This is a genomic window from uncultured Roseovarius sp. (genome assembly GCF_947489715.1).
In the GTDB taxonomy this organism is placed as follows: Bacteria; Pseudomonadota; Alphaproteobacteria; order Rhodobacterales; family Rhodobacteraceae; genus Roseovarius.
In genome coordinates this window covers 752590-768822 of sequence record NZ_CANLER010000001.1, presented here as the reverse complement: position 1 = coordinate 768822, position 16233 = coordinate 752590, and the positions used below count along the sequence as shown (strand labels likewise).

Sequence of the window (16233 nt, the reverse complement as noted above, 5' to 3'; positions counted from 1 at the left end):
CGAGCATCCCATCACCAAGTTCTTGAAATTCGCGGTTTTTTGACAATCGTTAGGTGGCAGAGCGCCTCTAGATGTTTCAAAATAATGAAAGTATTTGAGTGTATTTAGAGTAAGAATGCCAGGTATTGCATTGTAAAATAACGGAAATAGTGACAACGAATCCAAATCCATGTATTCCACTAACATTTACATAATACTGATTATGCGCTTAACGTATTGACTAAAGCTAAACCTAGCGCCCACAACGATTGCACAATGTGTGAATGCGATCTTCCTGATATTTAAACCCTATCGGGATCAGGTCCTCTTCTGGCTTGGCAATGACCCTCAGTCCAAGCATCACCGCAAGCCCTGCAAAGATCACACCGCCGATGGCTTGCCCGATCAAAACACCAGGTGCACCCCAAGTAGCGCCAGCCCAAATCACCAACGGCCATGTACCCAATGTGTTGCGCCCCCAGTTGATCAATGTTGAGTAGCCCGGATGTCCAAGATTGTTGAACGACGCGTTGGCGACAAAAATCGCACCGTTAAAAAACGATGCCAACGCTAAAGGACCACAGAATAGAAAGATCAATGTCTTGGTCATTCCGGTAGCATCGAACAGGCCCGAAATTGGCTCCCGCAACAAAAAGAGAAGTGCAGCAGCTAGGATGACATAGATGCCGACGAACTTAAGTGCGTCGCAAAACGCTTCTTTCACGCGATCCATCTGCCCTGCCCCATAGTTCTGACCGATGATCGGTCCAATGGCACCGGAAAGCGCCAACACTACAGAAAAAACTACTGGGATTATACGGCTGATCACCGCCATGCCCGCCACGGCATCAGTGCCGTATTTGGCCATTTCACGAGTGACAATAGCGGTGCCCACAGGAGTCGCCACGGTTCCCAGCACCGCCGGTATCGCAATGCGGGTGGCAATTGTGGCGTCTCGCTTGATACATTGCGGGCGTGGCTTTGAGAATGCCTGATAGCGCGTGACCACCGGATACAACGCCATGCCAAGCGTGACAAAACGCGCAACCACCGTAGCGATCGCAGCGCCGGGAAGACCCAACCCAAGCGCAAAAATAAAGATTGGATCAAGGAGACCATTTGCTGCCCCTCCTGAAAGCGCAGGATACATTGCACGCGATCCATCGCCATAGGCGCGCAAGACAGCGACAGTCGTCATAGAAAGTCCAGAAATCATCGTTGTCGGCAGAATGATCCACAGGTATTGCGCCGCTTTTTCCGCCACCTCGCCTGTCGCGCCGAGCAAACTCAGAATACCCTGAATGTTGGGCAACGCCAACAACGGCAATATGATCCCCACCACAATCGACAGCACCGCAACGCTGGTGGCAAATTCACGAGCATCAACTTCGTCATCCGACCCGACCGCGCGTGACACAAGCGCGCCTGCCGCGACCGACAACCCGATATTTACTGCACTGGCAAAAAACATGACCGTGCTGGCATAACCCGCCGCAGCTGCCAGGGCTTCCTGCCCCAGCATCGAGATGAAGATGATGTCAATCAGGTCAACGACAAAGACCGCCATCAAACCAAGACTGGCTGTGAATGACATCATCGACACATGCCGCATCAGATTGCCTTGGGTAAAACTGGCTTCGGCTACCGCCATAGAAATTCTCCGCCTCGCCCGGGACATAGACCTTAACAGCAAATAATCTTCTATACGTCCGGTGCAACGGCTCAGATGCCGAGGTCCGTGTTCATTGATGCACATGAAAATGGTCAGGCGTGCCATCAGCACACCTGACCGGAGAATAACGAGATTACGTCGGATTAACTCTATTCTATAGTATATTGATAATTCTAATAGAAAGCCTGCAGGCCAGTTTGGGCGCGCCCAAGAATCAAGGCATGTACATCATGTGTACCCTCGTACGTATTCACTGTTTCAAGGTTCATCATGTGACGGATTACCTGGTATTCTTCCGAAATACCGTTGCCACCGTGCATATCACGAGCATGCCGCGCGATCTCAAGTGCTTTGCCGCAATTGTTGCGCTTGATCAGGCTGATCATCTCTGGCGCCGCATTGGCCTTGTCCATCAGTCGACCGACCCGAAGTGCAGCTTGCAGCCCAAGTGCGATTTCCGTCTGCATGTTAGCCAGCTTCAACTGAAACAACTGTGTTTGTGCCAGTGGGCGGTTGAACTGTTTGCGGTCCAGGCCATATTGCCGCGCGCCGTGCCAACAGAATTCAGCCGCCCCCATGACGCCCCAGGCGATACCGTAGCGGGCGCGGTTCAGGCAACCGAATGGACCCTTCAATCCCTGAACATTAGGCAATAGAGCTTCTTCGCCGACCTCGACACCATCCAGCACGATTTCGCCCGTGATCGAGGCGCGCAGGGAGAGTTTGCCGCCGATCTTCGGAGCTCTCAGACCCTTGGTTCCTTTCTCTAGAACAAAACCTCGGATCTTGCCGTCGTGCGCATCCGATTTGGCCCAGATTACAAAGACATCGGCGATCGGGCTGTTTGAGATCCACATTTTCGAACCAGTGATGCGATAACCGCCTTCGGTTTTCTCGGCGCGGGTTTTCATACCCGCTGGGTCGCTACCAGCGTCAGGCTCGGTCAGGCCAAAACAACCAATCCATTCTCCACTGGCAAGCTTGGGGAGAAATTTCTGCCGTTGCTCTTCTGACCCGTAAGCGTAGATCGGATACATCACCAGACTGGATTGCACCGACATCATAGAGCGATATCCGCTGTCGACCCGCTCCACTTCACGCGCAACCAAGCCGTAACTGACATAGCTGCTGCCCAATCCACCATACTCCTCCGGAATTGTGGTCCCCAATAGCCCCATTTCCCCCATCTCTTGGAAAATTTGGGGGTCGGTCTCTTCTTCACTGAAAGCTTTGATTACACGCGGTTGTAGCTTTTCCTGGGCATAGGCACGAGCGCTCTCAGCGATCATGCGTTCGTCCTCTTCCAACTGATCAGACAAGCGGAAAGGATCTTCCCAGTCGAACTTGGAAAGATCAGGGGCGTCTTTGGCTTTCATTGTAAGGGCGTCGAGTGTCATAATAACTCCATTTCATGAGTTTTCCGCATGACGTTGCAGGGATAGCTGGACAATAATCTTCTTTCGGGTGCAAGAATAGCGATTATTCCGCAAGTTACATGAGAAATTAGCAAGAATGACTCCTTCCAGACGCCTCCTGCCTTCGATCGCGTCTCTGCGAGCAATCGAAGCTTTAGACCGTCTGGGCAGTGCCACCGCTGTCGCGGCTGAACTGTCACTTAGTCAGAGCGCGGTCAGCCGACAATTGCAAACATTGGAGGAGCAGTTAGGCGTGACGCTGGTTCTGCGACAGGGGCGCGGCACGGTCTTGACACCCGATGCGCGCGCCTATGCCGCCACAATCCGGCAATCGTTACAACAGATCACACAAGCTTCGCTCAAACTCACGGTGAACCCATCGGGTGGCAGTCTTGATCTGGCTATACTGCCCACTTTCGGTATGCGCTGGCTTGTACCACGACTGGCCGATTTTGCCCGATTGCATCCAGAGGTCACAATCAACCTTACTACGCGGTTGAAACCATTTAATTTTGCGACGGAACCTTTTGATGCTGCGATACATTTCGGAAAAGCTGACTGGCCCTTATCACAACATCTACGATTAAAGACCGAACGGGTGATCGCGGTCTGTGCCCCTAGTCTGATCGACGCCCCTATCCGCGACCCCAAGGAGATTTTGAAACTACCCATTCTGCATATAGAAACACGTCCGGACGCATGGAACCATTGGTTTGCGGCACATGGGGAGAAGACTGTAACAATAAGTGGCACGGTTCACGATCAATTTTCCACCATCACTCAAGCGGCATTACATGGGCTGGGCGTAGCGCTTTTGCCGGATTACTTGGCCGAACAGGATTTGGCAACTGGCAGGCTCGTACCTGTATGGGGAGAACCAACGGAGTTAGACGGCGCCTATTATCTTGTTTGGCCGCAAGAGAAGTCCAGCGATCCTGCTTTGGCTAAATTCCGGGACTGGTTGGCAGGTCAAACCGAGCACGAAGATCCCCTGCCCCGATAATTCATTCTACAATCCGGGAAATGGCGCACCTGAGAGGATTCGAACCTCTGGCCTCTGCCTTCGGAGGGCAGCGCTCTATCCAGCTGAGCTACAGGTGCATTGCGGCGCGGTATAGGACAAACTCTTCCTCGCCTCAATTGGAAAATGCCTATAGAAGCCGCTTTCCTGATCGCGCGGCTAACTTGACTAAAGGCCAAAAACGAAAAGCCCGGGCATGCGTAAGCAAACCCAGGCTTAAAGTGATTCTTTCGGAACTAGGTCGTCAGTTAGACCGGGTTGCCGTATTTGTCATAAACCGGTTCTGGTTCGACCATTACGGGCTCGGGTTCTTCTTGCTGCGCGCAAGCAGTCAGGAATGCGCCGAGCATGATCACTGTCAGGATGTTGAAGAGTTTCATATTTTTCTCCGTTGTTGGCAACAATTGCACTCTAACAACACCTTAGACCAATTGTCGAATCCTTGTTGAGCAAAAACAGGCGGAGCTGTGCCGGGATTGCAACGCTGCAACGCTGAGCCGAAGAGCAAATCATCCAAAATACGCTTAATATATTGATATTATTTACTTTTATGAAATCAACAGGGTTGCCAAACAGGTGCCTTCACCTTAGGCAAAAAGCTCGTGCGCAAGTTCCAATGCATCAATCAATGTGTCGACCTCAGATTCGGTGTTGTACATGCCAAACGATGCCCGACAGGTTGCAGTAACCCCAAGATGATCCATCAACGGTCCGGCACAGTGATGGCCTGCACGTACCGCCACGCCTTTTTTGTCCAGAATGGTGCTGATGTCATGGGCGTGCGCGGCCCCGTCCAGCGTGAATGAAAAAATCGCCGCCTTGTCCACTGTTGTGCCTTGTAAATTCAACCAGTTAAGCCCGGTCAAGCGTTTCACGGCATAAGCGCTCAATGCATCCTCATGGGCGGCGATGGCCTCCATGCCGACACTCATCATATATTCCAGTGCGACACCAAAACCGATGGTCTGAACAATGCCAGGTGTACCAGCCTCGAATTTCATAGGAGGGCTGTTATAGGTGATGCCGTCCTTGTGAACTTCCCTGATCATGTCCCCACCGCCCATGAAGGGCTGCATTTCTGCTAATCGGTCCTGATGCACATAAATCGCGCCTGACCCTGACGGACCATAGAGTTTGTGGCCCGTGATGGCATAGAAATCACATCCGATATCTTCGACATCCACGGGCATATGTACGGCCCCTTGGCTGCCATCAACGAGCACAGGCACACCCATTTCGCGCGCGGCGTCGCATATGGCCTTAACATCCACTTTCGTACCTAATACGTTCGACAGCTGCGTGACCGCGATCAGCTTGGTTTTGGGGCCAATCGCATCAATCACCTTTTGCGGGTCGAGAGCCCCGGTAGCGTCTACATCGACCCACTTCAGAACAACTCCCTGACGTTCGCGCAGAAAATGCCAGGGCACGATATTTGCATGGTGTTCCATGACACTCAGAATGATCTCGTCCCCTGGTTCCATTCGTGGCATGGCCCAACCGTAAGCAACCATGTTGATGCCTTCGGTTGTCCCTGAATTTAGGATGATCTGATCTTCATCTGCCACGCCAAGAAACCGCGCTATGATCCCGCGCACTGCCTCATATTTTTCGGTCGCGATATTCGAGAGTGTGTGAAGGCCTCGATGTACATTGGCATATTCATGCGAATAAGCGTTGGTCACGGCATCTATCACCACCTGCGGTTTCTGGGCCGAAGCGCCATTGTCCAAATAGACCAGAGGCTTTCCATTCACCTCTCGGCTAAGAATAGGAAAGTCCGCGCGGATTTTTTCGAGATCCATCATTTCTCAGACTGCTCCCATAATAGTGGCACCAATAACGGTCATTATCATTGTGAGACCAATGGCCATGGCGATACCCGCAAGAATCATCACGCCAAGTGCTTTGATCCAATTGCCAAAATCATGTGCGGTATTCAGAAAGCCGGTCAGGATGTAGATGCCCCAAAATGATCCGGCCAGCACAAACATCGCGCTCAGTTGAGCCGAAAGAATACCCATCACGGTTACTGCCACCTGGAACAAAAGCCGCAGTACCTGCATCCACGCAATGACGACCAAGATATCACTAAGCTGCGCCTTGCCACCCATGCTCTGACCAACCCAGGTCAAGGTGAACACCGTGATCACCAATCCGCCAAAGAGAAATATGGTGAACAGTAATGGGGATTGAAACAAAGGTGGAATCATCGCCATTGCGGTAGGATCAGTCGGTGCCGAAAGCCTTATGCCGATCGAATAGACGATGGAATTAAGGACCGACATCAGCGCAAGCGCCATCCACAACCATTGACGTGGCAGCTGCAATGACAGCAGTAGTCGAGCCGCATCCGCTGGCGCGAAGAGTGACTGACGTATCAGCCCTTTGAAATCGATCACTTCGCTCATGCCTTGCCCCATTCCGCTTCACGCAGGTTCATGATCCAGAACCAGCCAAAGATCACTAGCCATAACACACCCACAATCTGCAACTGTAATCCAGGACCGATAAAGCCTGCGACCAATCCATGTAGTAAGATCAGGGGGCTTGCCGCCAGAAATGACCAGAAAAGCGCCATGCGTGCACCATATCCCGTCCCCTGCCCGCCGATCAGTTTAGCCGCCAAATGGCTAATCAGGGCCAGAGCATAAAACATAAGTGGCGCTATAAAAATCCACGCCAACAATGCCCCCCCTAAAAGCGAGTTCAACTCCTGACCGGAAAGATGCGCCTCGCGTGCCAAACGCGGCCACTGACCCACGAAGACGATTAGACAAGCTGCCATCAAAACAGCAAGCGCACGGTCTTCGCGCGCGCCCAAGCCAAGCAAGCGTCGCATCACCCGACGTGGTCCGCGATAGGTTGCTACTATATCGGCGGCGACAGGCATCAGCCCCGTCTGCGTTCCAGCCAGCCCACGAGCTGAGCGTTGATTTCCTCGCGTAAACCTTCGTCTTCAACCTCTTCGACCGCTTCCGCAAGGAATGCCAATGTCAGAAGATCGGTCGCGATGGGTTTAGGCACCCCTCTGGCGCGAAGGTAAAACAGCCCCTCTTCGTCAATTGCGCCACTGGTAGAACCATGAGAGCAAACTACGTCATCCGCGTAGATTTCAAGTTCAGGCTTGGCCAGAAACTGGCTGTCTTCGTCCAGCAGCAGTGATTGACTGATCTGGTAGCCGTCAGTTTTCTGAGCACCCGCTTTGACCAGGATCTTACCCTGAAACACGCCGGTGGCGCCGTTGCGCAACACTTTCTTGAAGACCTGACGACTCTCGCAGCGCTCTGCATCATGGGTGATGAACACCGTATCATCATGGTGGAAATCACCATCTCCCATCGCTGCTCCGGCCACGTGGGCGATAGCGTCATCGCCCGTCAATTCGATCACACATTCGTTGCGGGTCAGAACACCATTGGCTGTCATTGTGAAGGATTTGAATATGCTCTCTGCCCCTAGGCGAGCGAACATGTGGGTGACAGCACGGCGTTCATGATCACGTCCTTGAACGCGAACGTGGTGGAAGCCTGCGCCATCAGCAATCTCCACTTCCATCGTCTTATTAAAGCGCGCGGCGGCTGGGCCGGTCTCTAACACAGTCAGATCCGCGCCTCTTTCCAACTTGATCACGTGATGCAGGATTGCATCTGATGTCGTGGATTTATGGTTGTAAATCAGATTGATCGGTTTGCGGACCCGGCCGGTCACATGCATCAGAATACCATCGCTGGCCATTGCCGTGTTCAAAGCGGCAAGGGGGCGTTCGACCGGTGTCTGCCCATTGGTCTCAAGCACGCCATAGACGTCCTTTGCCCAATGAATATCTGCCTGCGTCGCTTCGGACAGTCTTTCGATCGTAACGCCTTCAAGCGCCAGATCATCACTGGCATCAGCATCGTATTGACCGTCAACGAAAACAATCTTTAGTCGATCAACGCTGTCAAACATTATTGCGTCGTCACCATCAAACAGCGCTGCTTCCGGAGCTTCTACTTGAACCAGAGTTTCTGGTTTGGTGAATTTCCAATACTCGTCACGCCGTGTCGGCAGGCCCATTGACCGGACCCGTTCTAATGCCGCATCGCGCGCAACTTTCGACCAACCGGAGCCACCCTGCCCAGTTATCGAAACCAGCCGTGCCTCTGTTGCGTCCTGTTTTGCCTGAGGCAATGACATCACGCCACCTCCGCCAAGATATCGGCATAACCATTGTTTTCGACTTCAAGCGCAAGTTCCGGTCCACCGGTCTTAACGATCCGGCCATCTGCCATGATGTGCACGACATCAGGTTTGATATGGTCCAACAGGCGCTGATAATGAGTGATCACAAGAAAGCCGCGGCCCGCACCGCGAAGGGCATTCACCCCTTCAGCTACCAACTTCATCGCATCGACATCCAGACCCGAATCTGTCTCGTCCAAAATGCACATCTTAGGTTCTAGAATGGCCATCTGAAGGATTTCATTGCGTTTTTTTTCACCACCAGAGAAACCAACATTGACCGGACGCTTCAGCATATCCGCGTCAATCTTCAGATCCTTGGCTTTTTCGCGCACCATTTTCAGGAAATCCGCAGCGCTCATTTCATCCTCACCACGCGCTTTACGCTGTGCATTCAAAGCTGTTCGCATGAAGGTCATGTTGCCAACACCGGGGATTTCAACCGGATACTGAAACGCGAGGAAAAGCCCCGCAGCAGCGCGTTCTTCCGGTTCCATTTCAAGCAAATCCTCGCCGTCCAACGAAGCCGCACCTTTGGTGACCTCATATCCATCGCGTCCTGACAGAACATAGCTGAGTGTGGATTTGCCCGAGCCATTAGGGCCCATGATTGCATGAACCTTGCCCGCCTCAACGCTCAAGTTTACACCCTTGAGAATTGTCTTGGTTTCCTCTTCAAGATCAACGTGTAGATCTGTGATTTCCAGCATCTTCTTCACTTCCTTCTGTCTTGGGGTAGCTCTTCACTTGCCCCAGAAATTCTTTTTCAGGCCTTCGCCTGCACTCATTTCGCGGCGTTCATCTTTTGAATCTGCCATTCCGTTTCTTCTTCGCGCCGTGTGCGCTCATCATTACTGAGAGCGGCCTCTTGCGCCGGATAATCCAATCGCGTCATCAGACCTCCTTCGGTTGCGTTGACGGTCATTCGCGTCACTCCCGGGCCAGCACCACGGCCGTGCCTGATGCACTGACCATCAACATCGACTGACCCACAACTTCGTAATCCAGATCGACCCCTACAACCGCATCCGCACCTTTGGAACGCGCTCGCTCTTCCAGCTCAAAGAGGGCTGTGTCACGCGCATCTTGCAGTTTCGATTCATACGCTCCGGAACGACCACCAACGATATCCGTGATCGATGCGAACACGTCGCGCACGACGTTCGCACCCATGATCGCCTCCCCAACGACAATGCCACAATATTCAGTTATCTTGCGCCCTTCTACGCTCGGAGTTGTGGTGATGATCATGAACAGGCTCCAGATTACGAATGCATTGCGCTTACGCGCCGCGATCGAGAAGTTTCAACAGTAAATAGGCTATTGCCCACCCTGACAGCGCACCAACCGCGATACCCAACAATGGGTTGCCATGCGCCGTTGTGTTAATCCACGCGATCCCGATCAAACCACCAACAACCGGCATCACATAGGGCAGCGCTGCTGCAAGCTTTTGGGATAAAGGAACTGCCATTCGATCAGCCCACGGACCCTTCCAACGAAATTGCTACAAGCTGTTGTGCTTCCATCGCAAATTCCATCGGCAGCGCCTGTAACACGTCCTTGCAGAACCCATTCACGACCAGTGCGACGGCTTCTTCCTCGTCCATACCGCGTTGACGGCAATAGAACATCTGGTCGTCATCCACCTTCGATGTGGTCGCCTCATGTTCTACGCGAGACGAGTTATTCTTGACCTCGATGTAAGGCACCGTATGAGCCCCGCATTTATCGCCGATCAGCAAACTGTCGCATTGCGTGTAGTTCCGACTTTCCTTTGCCTTTGGGTGCATGGACACCAAACCCCGATACGTATTCTGCGCATGGCCGGCGCTGATGCCCTTGGACACGATCCGTGAGCGGGTGTTCTTTCCCAGATGGATCATCTTGGTGCCGGTATCGGCTTGCTGATAGTTGTTTGCGATGGCGATTGAATAGAATTCGCCCTGCGATTCATTCCCGCGAAGGATGCAACTGGGGTATTTCCACGTAACCGCCGAGCCTGTTTCCACCTGTGTCCACATCACCTTAGCCCGATCGCCCCGACAATCGGCGCGTTTGGTCACAAAGTTATAAATCCCACCCTTGCCGTTTTCGTCACCAGGATACCAATTCTGCACGGTCGAGTACTTAACCTCGGCGTCTTCTTCGATGATGATTTCGACAACCGCCGCATGAAGTTGCGAGGTGTCGCGCTGCGGGGCCGTGCAACCTTCCAAGTAGCTGACGTAAGAGCCTTTGGCTGCAATGATCAGCGTACGTTCGAACTGGCCGGTATTTTCTGCATTGATCCGGAAATAGGTGCTCAACTCCATTGGGCAGCGCACCCCCGGCGGCACATAGACGAACGATCCGTCCGAGAACACCGCGCTATTCAGCGTGGCATAGAAATTGTCCGAGACCGGCACAACTGAACCGAGATACTTCCTAACCAGTTCGGGATGCTCCCGGATCGCTTCCGAGATTGAACAAAATATCACACCGGCCTTTTTCAATTCGGCCTGAAAGGTTGTGCCGACAGAAACGGAATCAAACACTGCATCCACGGCTACTTTGCGTCCCTCAGCGGGCGCGTTTTCCGCCCCCTCCACACCTGCAAGGATCAACTGTTCTTTCAGTGGAATGCCCAGCTTTTCATAGGTCGCCAAAAGTTTTGGGTCCACCTCATCCAGCGATTTCGGCTTAACCTCCATCGACTTGGGCCGGGCATAGTAATATTGGTCCTGAAAGTCGATTTCGGGATAGTCGACCATTGCCCAATCGGGCTCTTCCTTGGTCAGCCATCTCTCATAGGCTTCCAGCCGCCAGTTGGTCATCCACTCTGGTTCTTCGTTCTTTTCACTGATCAAACGCACGATATCCGGTGTCAGCCCTTTGGGAGCATACTCCATCTCGATGTCGGTTTCCCAACCGTATTTGTAGGCGCCACCAACCTCACGTACCGCATCGACCGTTTCCTGATCGACACCTTCTTTCACTTGGGGTTCGTCAAGTACCGCCATGCTAATCTCCTCTCGGTATCACGCCGCGCGGGCGCGATGCTTGTCCAACTGCTTAAGCCAGGTCTTGGCAAAGCGGTAAATTTCATCCTCGGTCGTTTCGGGCCCAAGGCTTACCCTGATCGCGGATCGCGCGATCTCTGTGTCATATCCCATCGCTCGCAAAACCCGGCTTTCGCGCACCTTCCCGCTTGAACAGGCGCTGCCGGCAGAGATGGCAAAACCAGCCAAATCCATCTGCATCACCTGCGTCTCGCCCTTCCATCCTGGAACAGCCAGACAAGAGGTGTTCGGCAGGCGTTTTTCCGATTTCCCGACAAAAATAGTCTCTTTCGCCGATTCCTCAATAGATGATTCTAGAATGTTTCTAAGTTTTTCGACTTGCTGCCACTTCCCGTCAGCAAGGTCGCGCATCGCTGCGTCAATCGCAGCCCCAAAGCCAGCGATGCCGACAACGTTTTCGGTGCCGGAACGACGGCCCATCTCCTGACCACCGCCAGACGCCAAAGAAGACACATCAAGACCCTCTTTTACGACAAGGGCACCAACCCCCTTGGGCCCGCCAAGTTTATGCGCTGAGCAAACCGCGAAATCGGCCCCTGACCAGGCAAACGAAAACGGCACGCGCCCAATAGCTTGGGTGATGTCGATCAAGAGCAGGTCAGCTCGATAATCATCATCGCAAAACTGACCTTCAACACGCACAGGCAAATCACTGATCACGCCCGTCTCGGAGTTTGCCAATCCCATCGCAAATACATTTCCAGAGTCAGGTTGTTGCTCAGTCTCTGGCGTAAAAGCAGCGTAGGACCATAGGGCATCATGTGCTGTATTCTGAACAACCACAGAGCCCACTATAGAACGCACTGAAAGCACGCGCGCCGCCTCGGTCGCACCAGATGTAAAAACAACTTCCTGCGGCTTGCATCCAACGGCATTGGCAACCTGCGCCCGCGCGCGCTCGACGATTGCCTTAGCCGCGCGCCCTTCGCCATGCACACTTGAGGGGTTTCCCACCACATCCATTGCCCGCAGCATTGCCTCGCGAGCCTCAGGTCGCAGCGGCGCAGTTGCATTATAATCCAGATAAACCCGACCCATCTAAAGCAGGCCCCAGCCTTTATCTTTGATGAATAACGATCGCCCAACGTACGCGCAGGTTGGGGCACCCCCCGATGGTACCGAAGACGGCGCAATACCTTTGTTGCACAAATCGCTCATTCTTCGTCGACCACATCAAAAAGGTGCGGCACTGCTGGACAGGGGGCCAATCCATTGCCGACCACATCGCTCAGCCTTGTCTGGTGCAAGAACACATAGACATGGGCGCTCAGACCTTCCCATAGCCGATTTGTCATCGATTGCGCCTTGGAGCCCGATGCCGCACCTGAAGCCCCTGCCCCTTTGTGTAGCGCATCAACGGTTTCATCAACAGCTGCCAATATGTCCGACACCCGGATATCCGACGCTGACCGTGCCAGCCGGTAGCCGCCGCCAGGGCCTCGAACCGACGTCACCAGATCAGCCCGCCGTAACTTGACGAATAGCTGCTCGAGGTAGGGTAAAGAGATGTCCTGGCGTTTGGAAATCTCGCCAAGCGTGACCAACGCATCACCTGATTGCAGGGCTATGTCAGCAAGCGCAACCATGGCATAACGGCCCTTGGTGCTAAGTTTCATGGCCCATTCCCCCGCGAATTGATTGACCTGCCGCTACACAAGCCTTATCTCGCTTGCAGCGCTTCCGGCACAGCCCGGAACTTAGAATTGTTCTAAGGTGCTTGAGAGATTTCGTCAAGAATATCCCGGCACCTCTTATGGGAGACACAGGCACAACATGCCCGAGGTAATTTTTCCCGGCCCCGAAGGCCGTCTAGAAGGCCGCTATCATCCGCAAAAAGAAAAAGACGCCCCAATTGCGATCGTGCTGCATCCGCATCCGCAATTTGGCGGAACGATGAATAACAAGGTTGTCTACAACCTGCATTACGCTTTCTACAATATGGGATTTACCGTGCTGCGGTTCAATTTCCGTGGGGTGGGTCGCAGTCAGGGTGAATACGACCAGGGCGTAGGTGAATTGTCAGATGCGGCCTCCGCTCTCGACTACCTGCAATCGATGAATAACAATTCGAAACATTGCTGGGTGGCTGGCTTCAGCTTTGGCGCCTGGATCGGCATGCAACTTCTGATGCGTCGGCCCGAGATCACCGGATTTATTTCGGTCTCACCTCCCGCCAACATGTATGATTTCTCTTTCCTGGCGCCTTGCCCGTCCTCGGGTCTGATCATCAACGGTTCGAACGACCGCGTTGCGCCGCCACCCGATACCGTGGCACTGGTGAACAAGCTACACGAACAGCAGGGCATCACCATCACCCATACCGAGATTGACGGCTCGGGCCACTTTTTTGAAGAACCTTACATGGACACGATGATCGACAACGTGACCACATACGTCAAACGTCGTCTGACCGAAAACACACGGTGAACGCATGGGCGTGACCGAAGATATGGCCGACGATCTGGCGAGCGATACGATCAAGTATATCGACGCCACCGGGGATGAGGATATTATCGCTGACCTGGTCAAGGTGCTGGGTGCGACATCACAGACGGCGGAAGAGGCATTTCTGACCTCGATCCGCGTGCGCCGTGCCAATATCAAGGCCAAGGCCCTGCTGACTCAACGTGTGAAGGCTTACAAGGCCAAGCGTGACAGCGCGAAACCGGTCGAGGGCGACACATCAGCGTAAATTCGCTCAAGTTTTGATGCCGACCGCGTCACCCGGCGTGAGGTTTTTTTCACCTTGCGGCGATCAGATATTTTTTCATCACGCAATCGCCCCAGATGAAGGTCAGAAAACAGCATTTCGCTGCTATTTGATCAGACTGGAGGCACCCATGCCGCGCTCAAAATTCCTTCTCCTCATCACCCTCTCAGGGCTTGCACTTGCCGGATGCTCCGGGGCGTCCACACTCGTCGGTAACGACGGGGATCGGTATTCACGTTGTTGCAACGACCGTTGAAAAGAATTCCGTCAGACGCATCAAGAAATTGCATAGTCGCGGATCACATAGTGTTTCGTCGTGGTCTCGATAACGTTCCAGAAGCCTTTGAACCCATTCGGGATCAAAAACGCGTCGCCGGTCTGGAAATCCTGGACCTCGCCCGCATCTGATATCAGTTGACAGTGACCAGAAATGATATAGCAGAACTCGTCGCGATCGGTGAAAGCGTGCCACTTGCCAGGCGTGCTGGTCCAGGTGCCAGCCAGAACGCTGCCATCATCGCTTTCGAAATGTGACACGGTTTCATGCTGTGGGTCGCCTTCGACCACACGGTCAGGCAGATCAGCAAGGCGGCGCTGTCCAGCGCGGCCCTCGTGCGTTGCGAAATTGATAACGGATTTTCCCATTCTGTCCTGCTCCTTCATCTTTCAAGCCATATGGGTCCGGCGCGAACACCGGACCCATTCCATTGATAACTACGCCAGCTGTCGAGGGCTCAGAGGATCTCATCCTTGACATAGTAATAGGGATACATGATGCGCTGGCCCATGCGGCGGAACGGTGTCAGCACGCCGTGACTTGGCAGCGGCGAATTGAAGATAGGCAGGTCGACTTCGATCTTCTTGCCTGCCACGATCTGTGCCAGCCGTTTGCCAGCCTGCGCCGAATACATGACCCCGTTGCCACCGTAACCCATCGCGTAATAGACGGTTCGGTCGGGATCTGGCTGATATATCCGCGGCATCATATCATGGCTCACGTCAACCCATCCCCACCAGGAATAATCAAGGTCGATATCCGTCAGCGCCGGGAATTTGCGGTGCAACCCCTTGCGCAGCAACGCCAAGTGTTTCGGGTTCTCGGCATCACGACCGGTGATGGCACTGCGGCTGCCGATCTGCACCCGACCATCCGGCAGGTAGCGATAATAATGGCGCAGTGTCCGGGTGTCGGTCAGCGGTGACGATGTCTGAAAACCACATTCTGCTTTCTCTTCATCGGTCAACTGGCGTGTCACGATCGAATTCGACAGGATCGGCATCAGCCGGTGCTTGGTGCGGTAGTTCAACCCCGGGGGCGTGTATCCGGCGGTCGCCAAGGCGACGGCGCGGGCCCGCACGGTGCCACCGGGTGTTGTCAGGTGATGCACCCCGTCGACGACCTTCCATCCCATGACCGGGCTGGCAGTGTGTATCGTCGCGCCCAGTTTCCGCGCGAGACGCACATAGCTGAATGCCAGTTTTGCCGCATGAATGCAGGTTCCGTCCGGCTCCCACATGGCGCCGGCTGCTTCGTTGTCCTTCACGAATGTCTCGTGCAATTCATCCCGACCCATGACCCGCGAGCCGTAGCCGAATGTCTTGTTCAGCAGGTCACTTTCGGCCTGAAGGTTCGGCATGACTTTTTCGCGGTGGGCAATATAGAAATGCCCGCCGGTTTGCGGATCACAGTCGATGTCGTCCGAGTTGATCAGGTCGTTAAAAAGCTCAAAGGCTTCGCAAACCTCACCGTGCATTTTCTTGGCGACATCTACTCCCCAACGCTTGATCCATTGCGACCGCTTCAGGCGCCCAGACGAGATCTGTGCCTGTCCGCCATTGCGAGTCGAACATCCCCAAGAAACCGTGTTAGCTTCTAGAACGGTGGCCTTGATACCATGCTCTTTTGCAAGGTGAATAGCGGTTGACAGACCGGTATAGCCAGATCCGATAACAACCACATCCACATCCATGTCACCCGAAACAGGGCCGTCATCCTCGGGCAACGGGCCAGCGGTTCCGATCCAATAGGTTGGCGCATGGTCACGGTTATGACCAGGGCCCGCATCAATGATCGGATCGTATTTGGGGTCATAAGTGGCCTTGGGCCAGTGACGGGGTCGCATTGTATCAGGCATTTTTCTCATCCAGTC

19 protein-coding genes and 1 tRNA gene are annotated in these 16233 nt (G+C 53.7%); 3 read left to right on the top strand and 17 right to left on the bottom strand.

What is annotated here, in order from left to right; genetic code table 11:
- Nucleotides 1-232: 232 nt before the first annotated feature.
- Complete coding sequence (locus tag Q1B27_RS03825) at nt 233-1630, bottom strand: MATE family efflux transporter (protein WP_299843836.1); 1398 nt, start codon at nt 1628-1630, stop codon at nt 233-235.
- Nucleotides 1631-1824: 194 nt separating this feature from the next.
- On the bottom strand, nt 1825-3048 hold the full coding sequence (locus tag Q1B27_RS03820) for an acyl-CoA dehydrogenase (protein WP_299843833.1): 1224 nt from the start codon (nt 3046-3048) through the stop codon (nt 1825-1827).
- 115 nt (nt 3049-3163) lie between these two features.
- Between Q1B27_RS03820 and Q1B27_RS03815 the strand changes: the two genes are divergently transcribed.
- A complete protein-coding gene (locus tag Q1B27_RS03815; protein ID WP_299843830.1) occupies nt 3164-4069 on the top strand; it encodes a LysR family transcriptional regulator in 906 nt (301 codons plus the stop codon).
- A gap of 21 nt (nt 4070-4090) precedes the next feature.
- Here the strand turns inward: Q1B27_RS03815 and Q1B27_RS03810 are convergent.
- From Q1B27_RS03810 to Q1B27_RS03750, 13 genes are all read right to left on the bottom strand, one after another.
- A tRNA-Arg gene (locus Q1B27_RS03810) sits at nt 4091-4167 on the bottom strand.
- Nucleotides 4168-4335: 168 nt separating this feature from the next.
- The gene (locus tag Q1B27_RS03805; RefSeq protein WP_299843827.1) at nt 4336-4467 is read right to left on the bottom strand and encodes a hypothetical protein; all 132 of its coding nucleotides are present in this window, start codon (nt 4465-4467) and stop codon (nt 4336-4338) included.
- 207 nt (nt 4468-4674) lie between these two features.
- A complete protein-coding gene (locus Q1B27_RS03800) occupies nt 4675-5895 on the bottom strand; it encodes a cysteine desulfurase (protein ID WP_299843824.1) in 1221 nt (406 codons plus the stop codon).
- A gap of 3 nt (nt 5896-5898) precedes the next feature.
- Complete coding sequence (locus Q1B27_RS03795) at nt 5899-6498, bottom strand: Yip1 family protein (RefSeq protein ID WP_299843821.1); 600 nt, start codon at nt 6496-6498, stop codon at nt 5899-5901.
- The gene (locus Q1B27_RS03790; RefSeq protein ID WP_299843818.1) at nt 6495-6980 is read right to left on the bottom strand and encodes a YIP1 family protein; all 486 of its coding nucleotides are present in this window, start codon (nt 6978-6980) and stop codon (nt 6495-6497) included. The genes Q1B27_RS03795 and Q1B27_RS03790 overlap by 4 nt, the downstream gene beginning before the upstream one ends.
- Complete coding sequence (locus tag Q1B27_RS03785) at nt 6980-8266, bottom strand: SufD family Fe-S cluster assembly protein (protein WP_299843815.1); 1287 nt, start codon at nt 8264-8266, stop codon at nt 6980-6982. Before Q1B27_RS03785 ends, Q1B27_RS03790 begins: the two co-directional genes overlap by 1 nt.
- Nucleotides 8266-9021 (bottom strand): Fe-S cluster assembly ATPase SufC, encoded by a 756-nt coding sequence (gene sufC, locus Q1B27_RS03780; RefSeq protein WP_299843812.1) that lies wholly within the window; start codon nt 9019-9021, stop codon nt 8266-8268. The genes Q1B27_RS03785 and sufC overlap by 1 nt, the downstream gene beginning before the upstream one ends.
- 74 nt (nt 9022-9095) lie before the next feature.
- The gene (locus Q1B27_RS03775; protein WP_299843809.1) at nt 9096-9236 is read right to left on the bottom strand and encodes a hypothetical protein; all 141 of its coding nucleotides are present in this window, start codon (nt 9234-9236) and stop codon (nt 9096-9098) included.
- 5 nt (nt 9237-9241) lie between these two features.
- Nucleotides 9242-9562 carry a heavy metal-binding domain-containing protein gene (locus tag Q1B27_RS03770; RefSeq protein WP_299843806.1) on the bottom strand — a complete coding sequence of 107 codons (321 nt, stop codon included), beginning with the start codon at nt 9560-9562 and terminating at the stop codon, nt 9242-9244.
- 31 nt (nt 9563-9593) lie between these two features.
- Nucleotides 9594-9785 (bottom strand): hypothetical protein, encoded by a 192-nt coding sequence (locus tag Q1B27_RS03765; RefSeq protein WP_299843803.1) that lies wholly within the window; start codon nt 9783-9785, stop codon nt 9594-9596.
- Nucleotides 9786-9789: 4 nt separating this feature from the next.
- The gene (gene sufB, locus Q1B27_RS03760) at nt 9790-11313 is read right to left on the bottom strand and encodes a Fe-S cluster assembly protein SufB (protein WP_299843801.1); all 1524 of its coding nucleotides are present in this window, start codon (nt 11311-11313) and stop codon (nt 9790-9792) included.
- Between the two features lie 18 nt (nt 11314-11331).
- Nucleotides 11332-12411, bottom strand: a complete 1080-nt coding sequence (locus Q1B27_RS03755) for a cysteine desulfurase family protein (RefSeq protein ID WP_299843798.1) — start codon at nt 12409-12411, stop codon at nt 11332-11334.
- A gap of 116 nt (nt 12412-12527) precedes the next feature.
- Entirely contained in the window at nt 12528-12989 is a 462-nt protein-coding gene (locus Q1B27_RS03750) for an Rrf2 family transcriptional regulator (RefSeq protein WP_299843795.1), read from the bottom strand.
- A 157-nt stretch (nt 12990-13146) separates the two neighbouring features.
- Between Q1B27_RS03750 and Q1B27_RS03745 the strand changes: the two genes are divergently transcribed.
- Both Q1B27_RS03745 and Q1B27_RS03740 read left to right on the top strand, forming a co-directional pair.
- Complete coding sequence (locus Q1B27_RS03745; RefSeq protein WP_085801239.1) at nt 13147-13800, top strand: alpha/beta hydrolase; 654 nt, start codon at nt 13147-13149, stop codon at nt 13798-13800.
- A 4-nt stretch (nt 13801-13804) separates the two neighbouring features.
- On the top strand, nt 13805-14065 hold the full coding sequence (locus tag Q1B27_RS03740; protein ID WP_299843789.1) for a hypothetical protein: 261 nt from the start codon (nt 13805-13807) through the stop codon (nt 14063-14065).
- Between the two features lie 294 nt (nt 14066-14359).
- Here Q1B27_RS03740 and Q1B27_RS03735 read toward each other — a convergent pair whose 3' ends face one another.
- Together Q1B27_RS03735 and Q1B27_RS03730 are read right to left on the bottom strand one after the other, a co-directional pair.
- Nucleotides 14360-14728 (bottom strand): cupin domain-containing protein, encoded by a 369-nt coding sequence (locus Q1B27_RS03735; protein ID WP_299843786.1) that lies wholly within the window; start codon nt 14726-14728, stop codon nt 14360-14362.
- Between the two features lie 89 nt (nt 14729-14817).
- Nucleotides 14818-16218, bottom strand: coding sequence for an FAD-binding oxidoreductase (locus Q1B27_RS03730; protein WP_299843783.1), 1401 nt, complete (start codon nt 16216-16218; stop codon nt 14818-14820).
- Between the last annotated feature and the right edge of the window lie 15 nt (nt 16219-16233).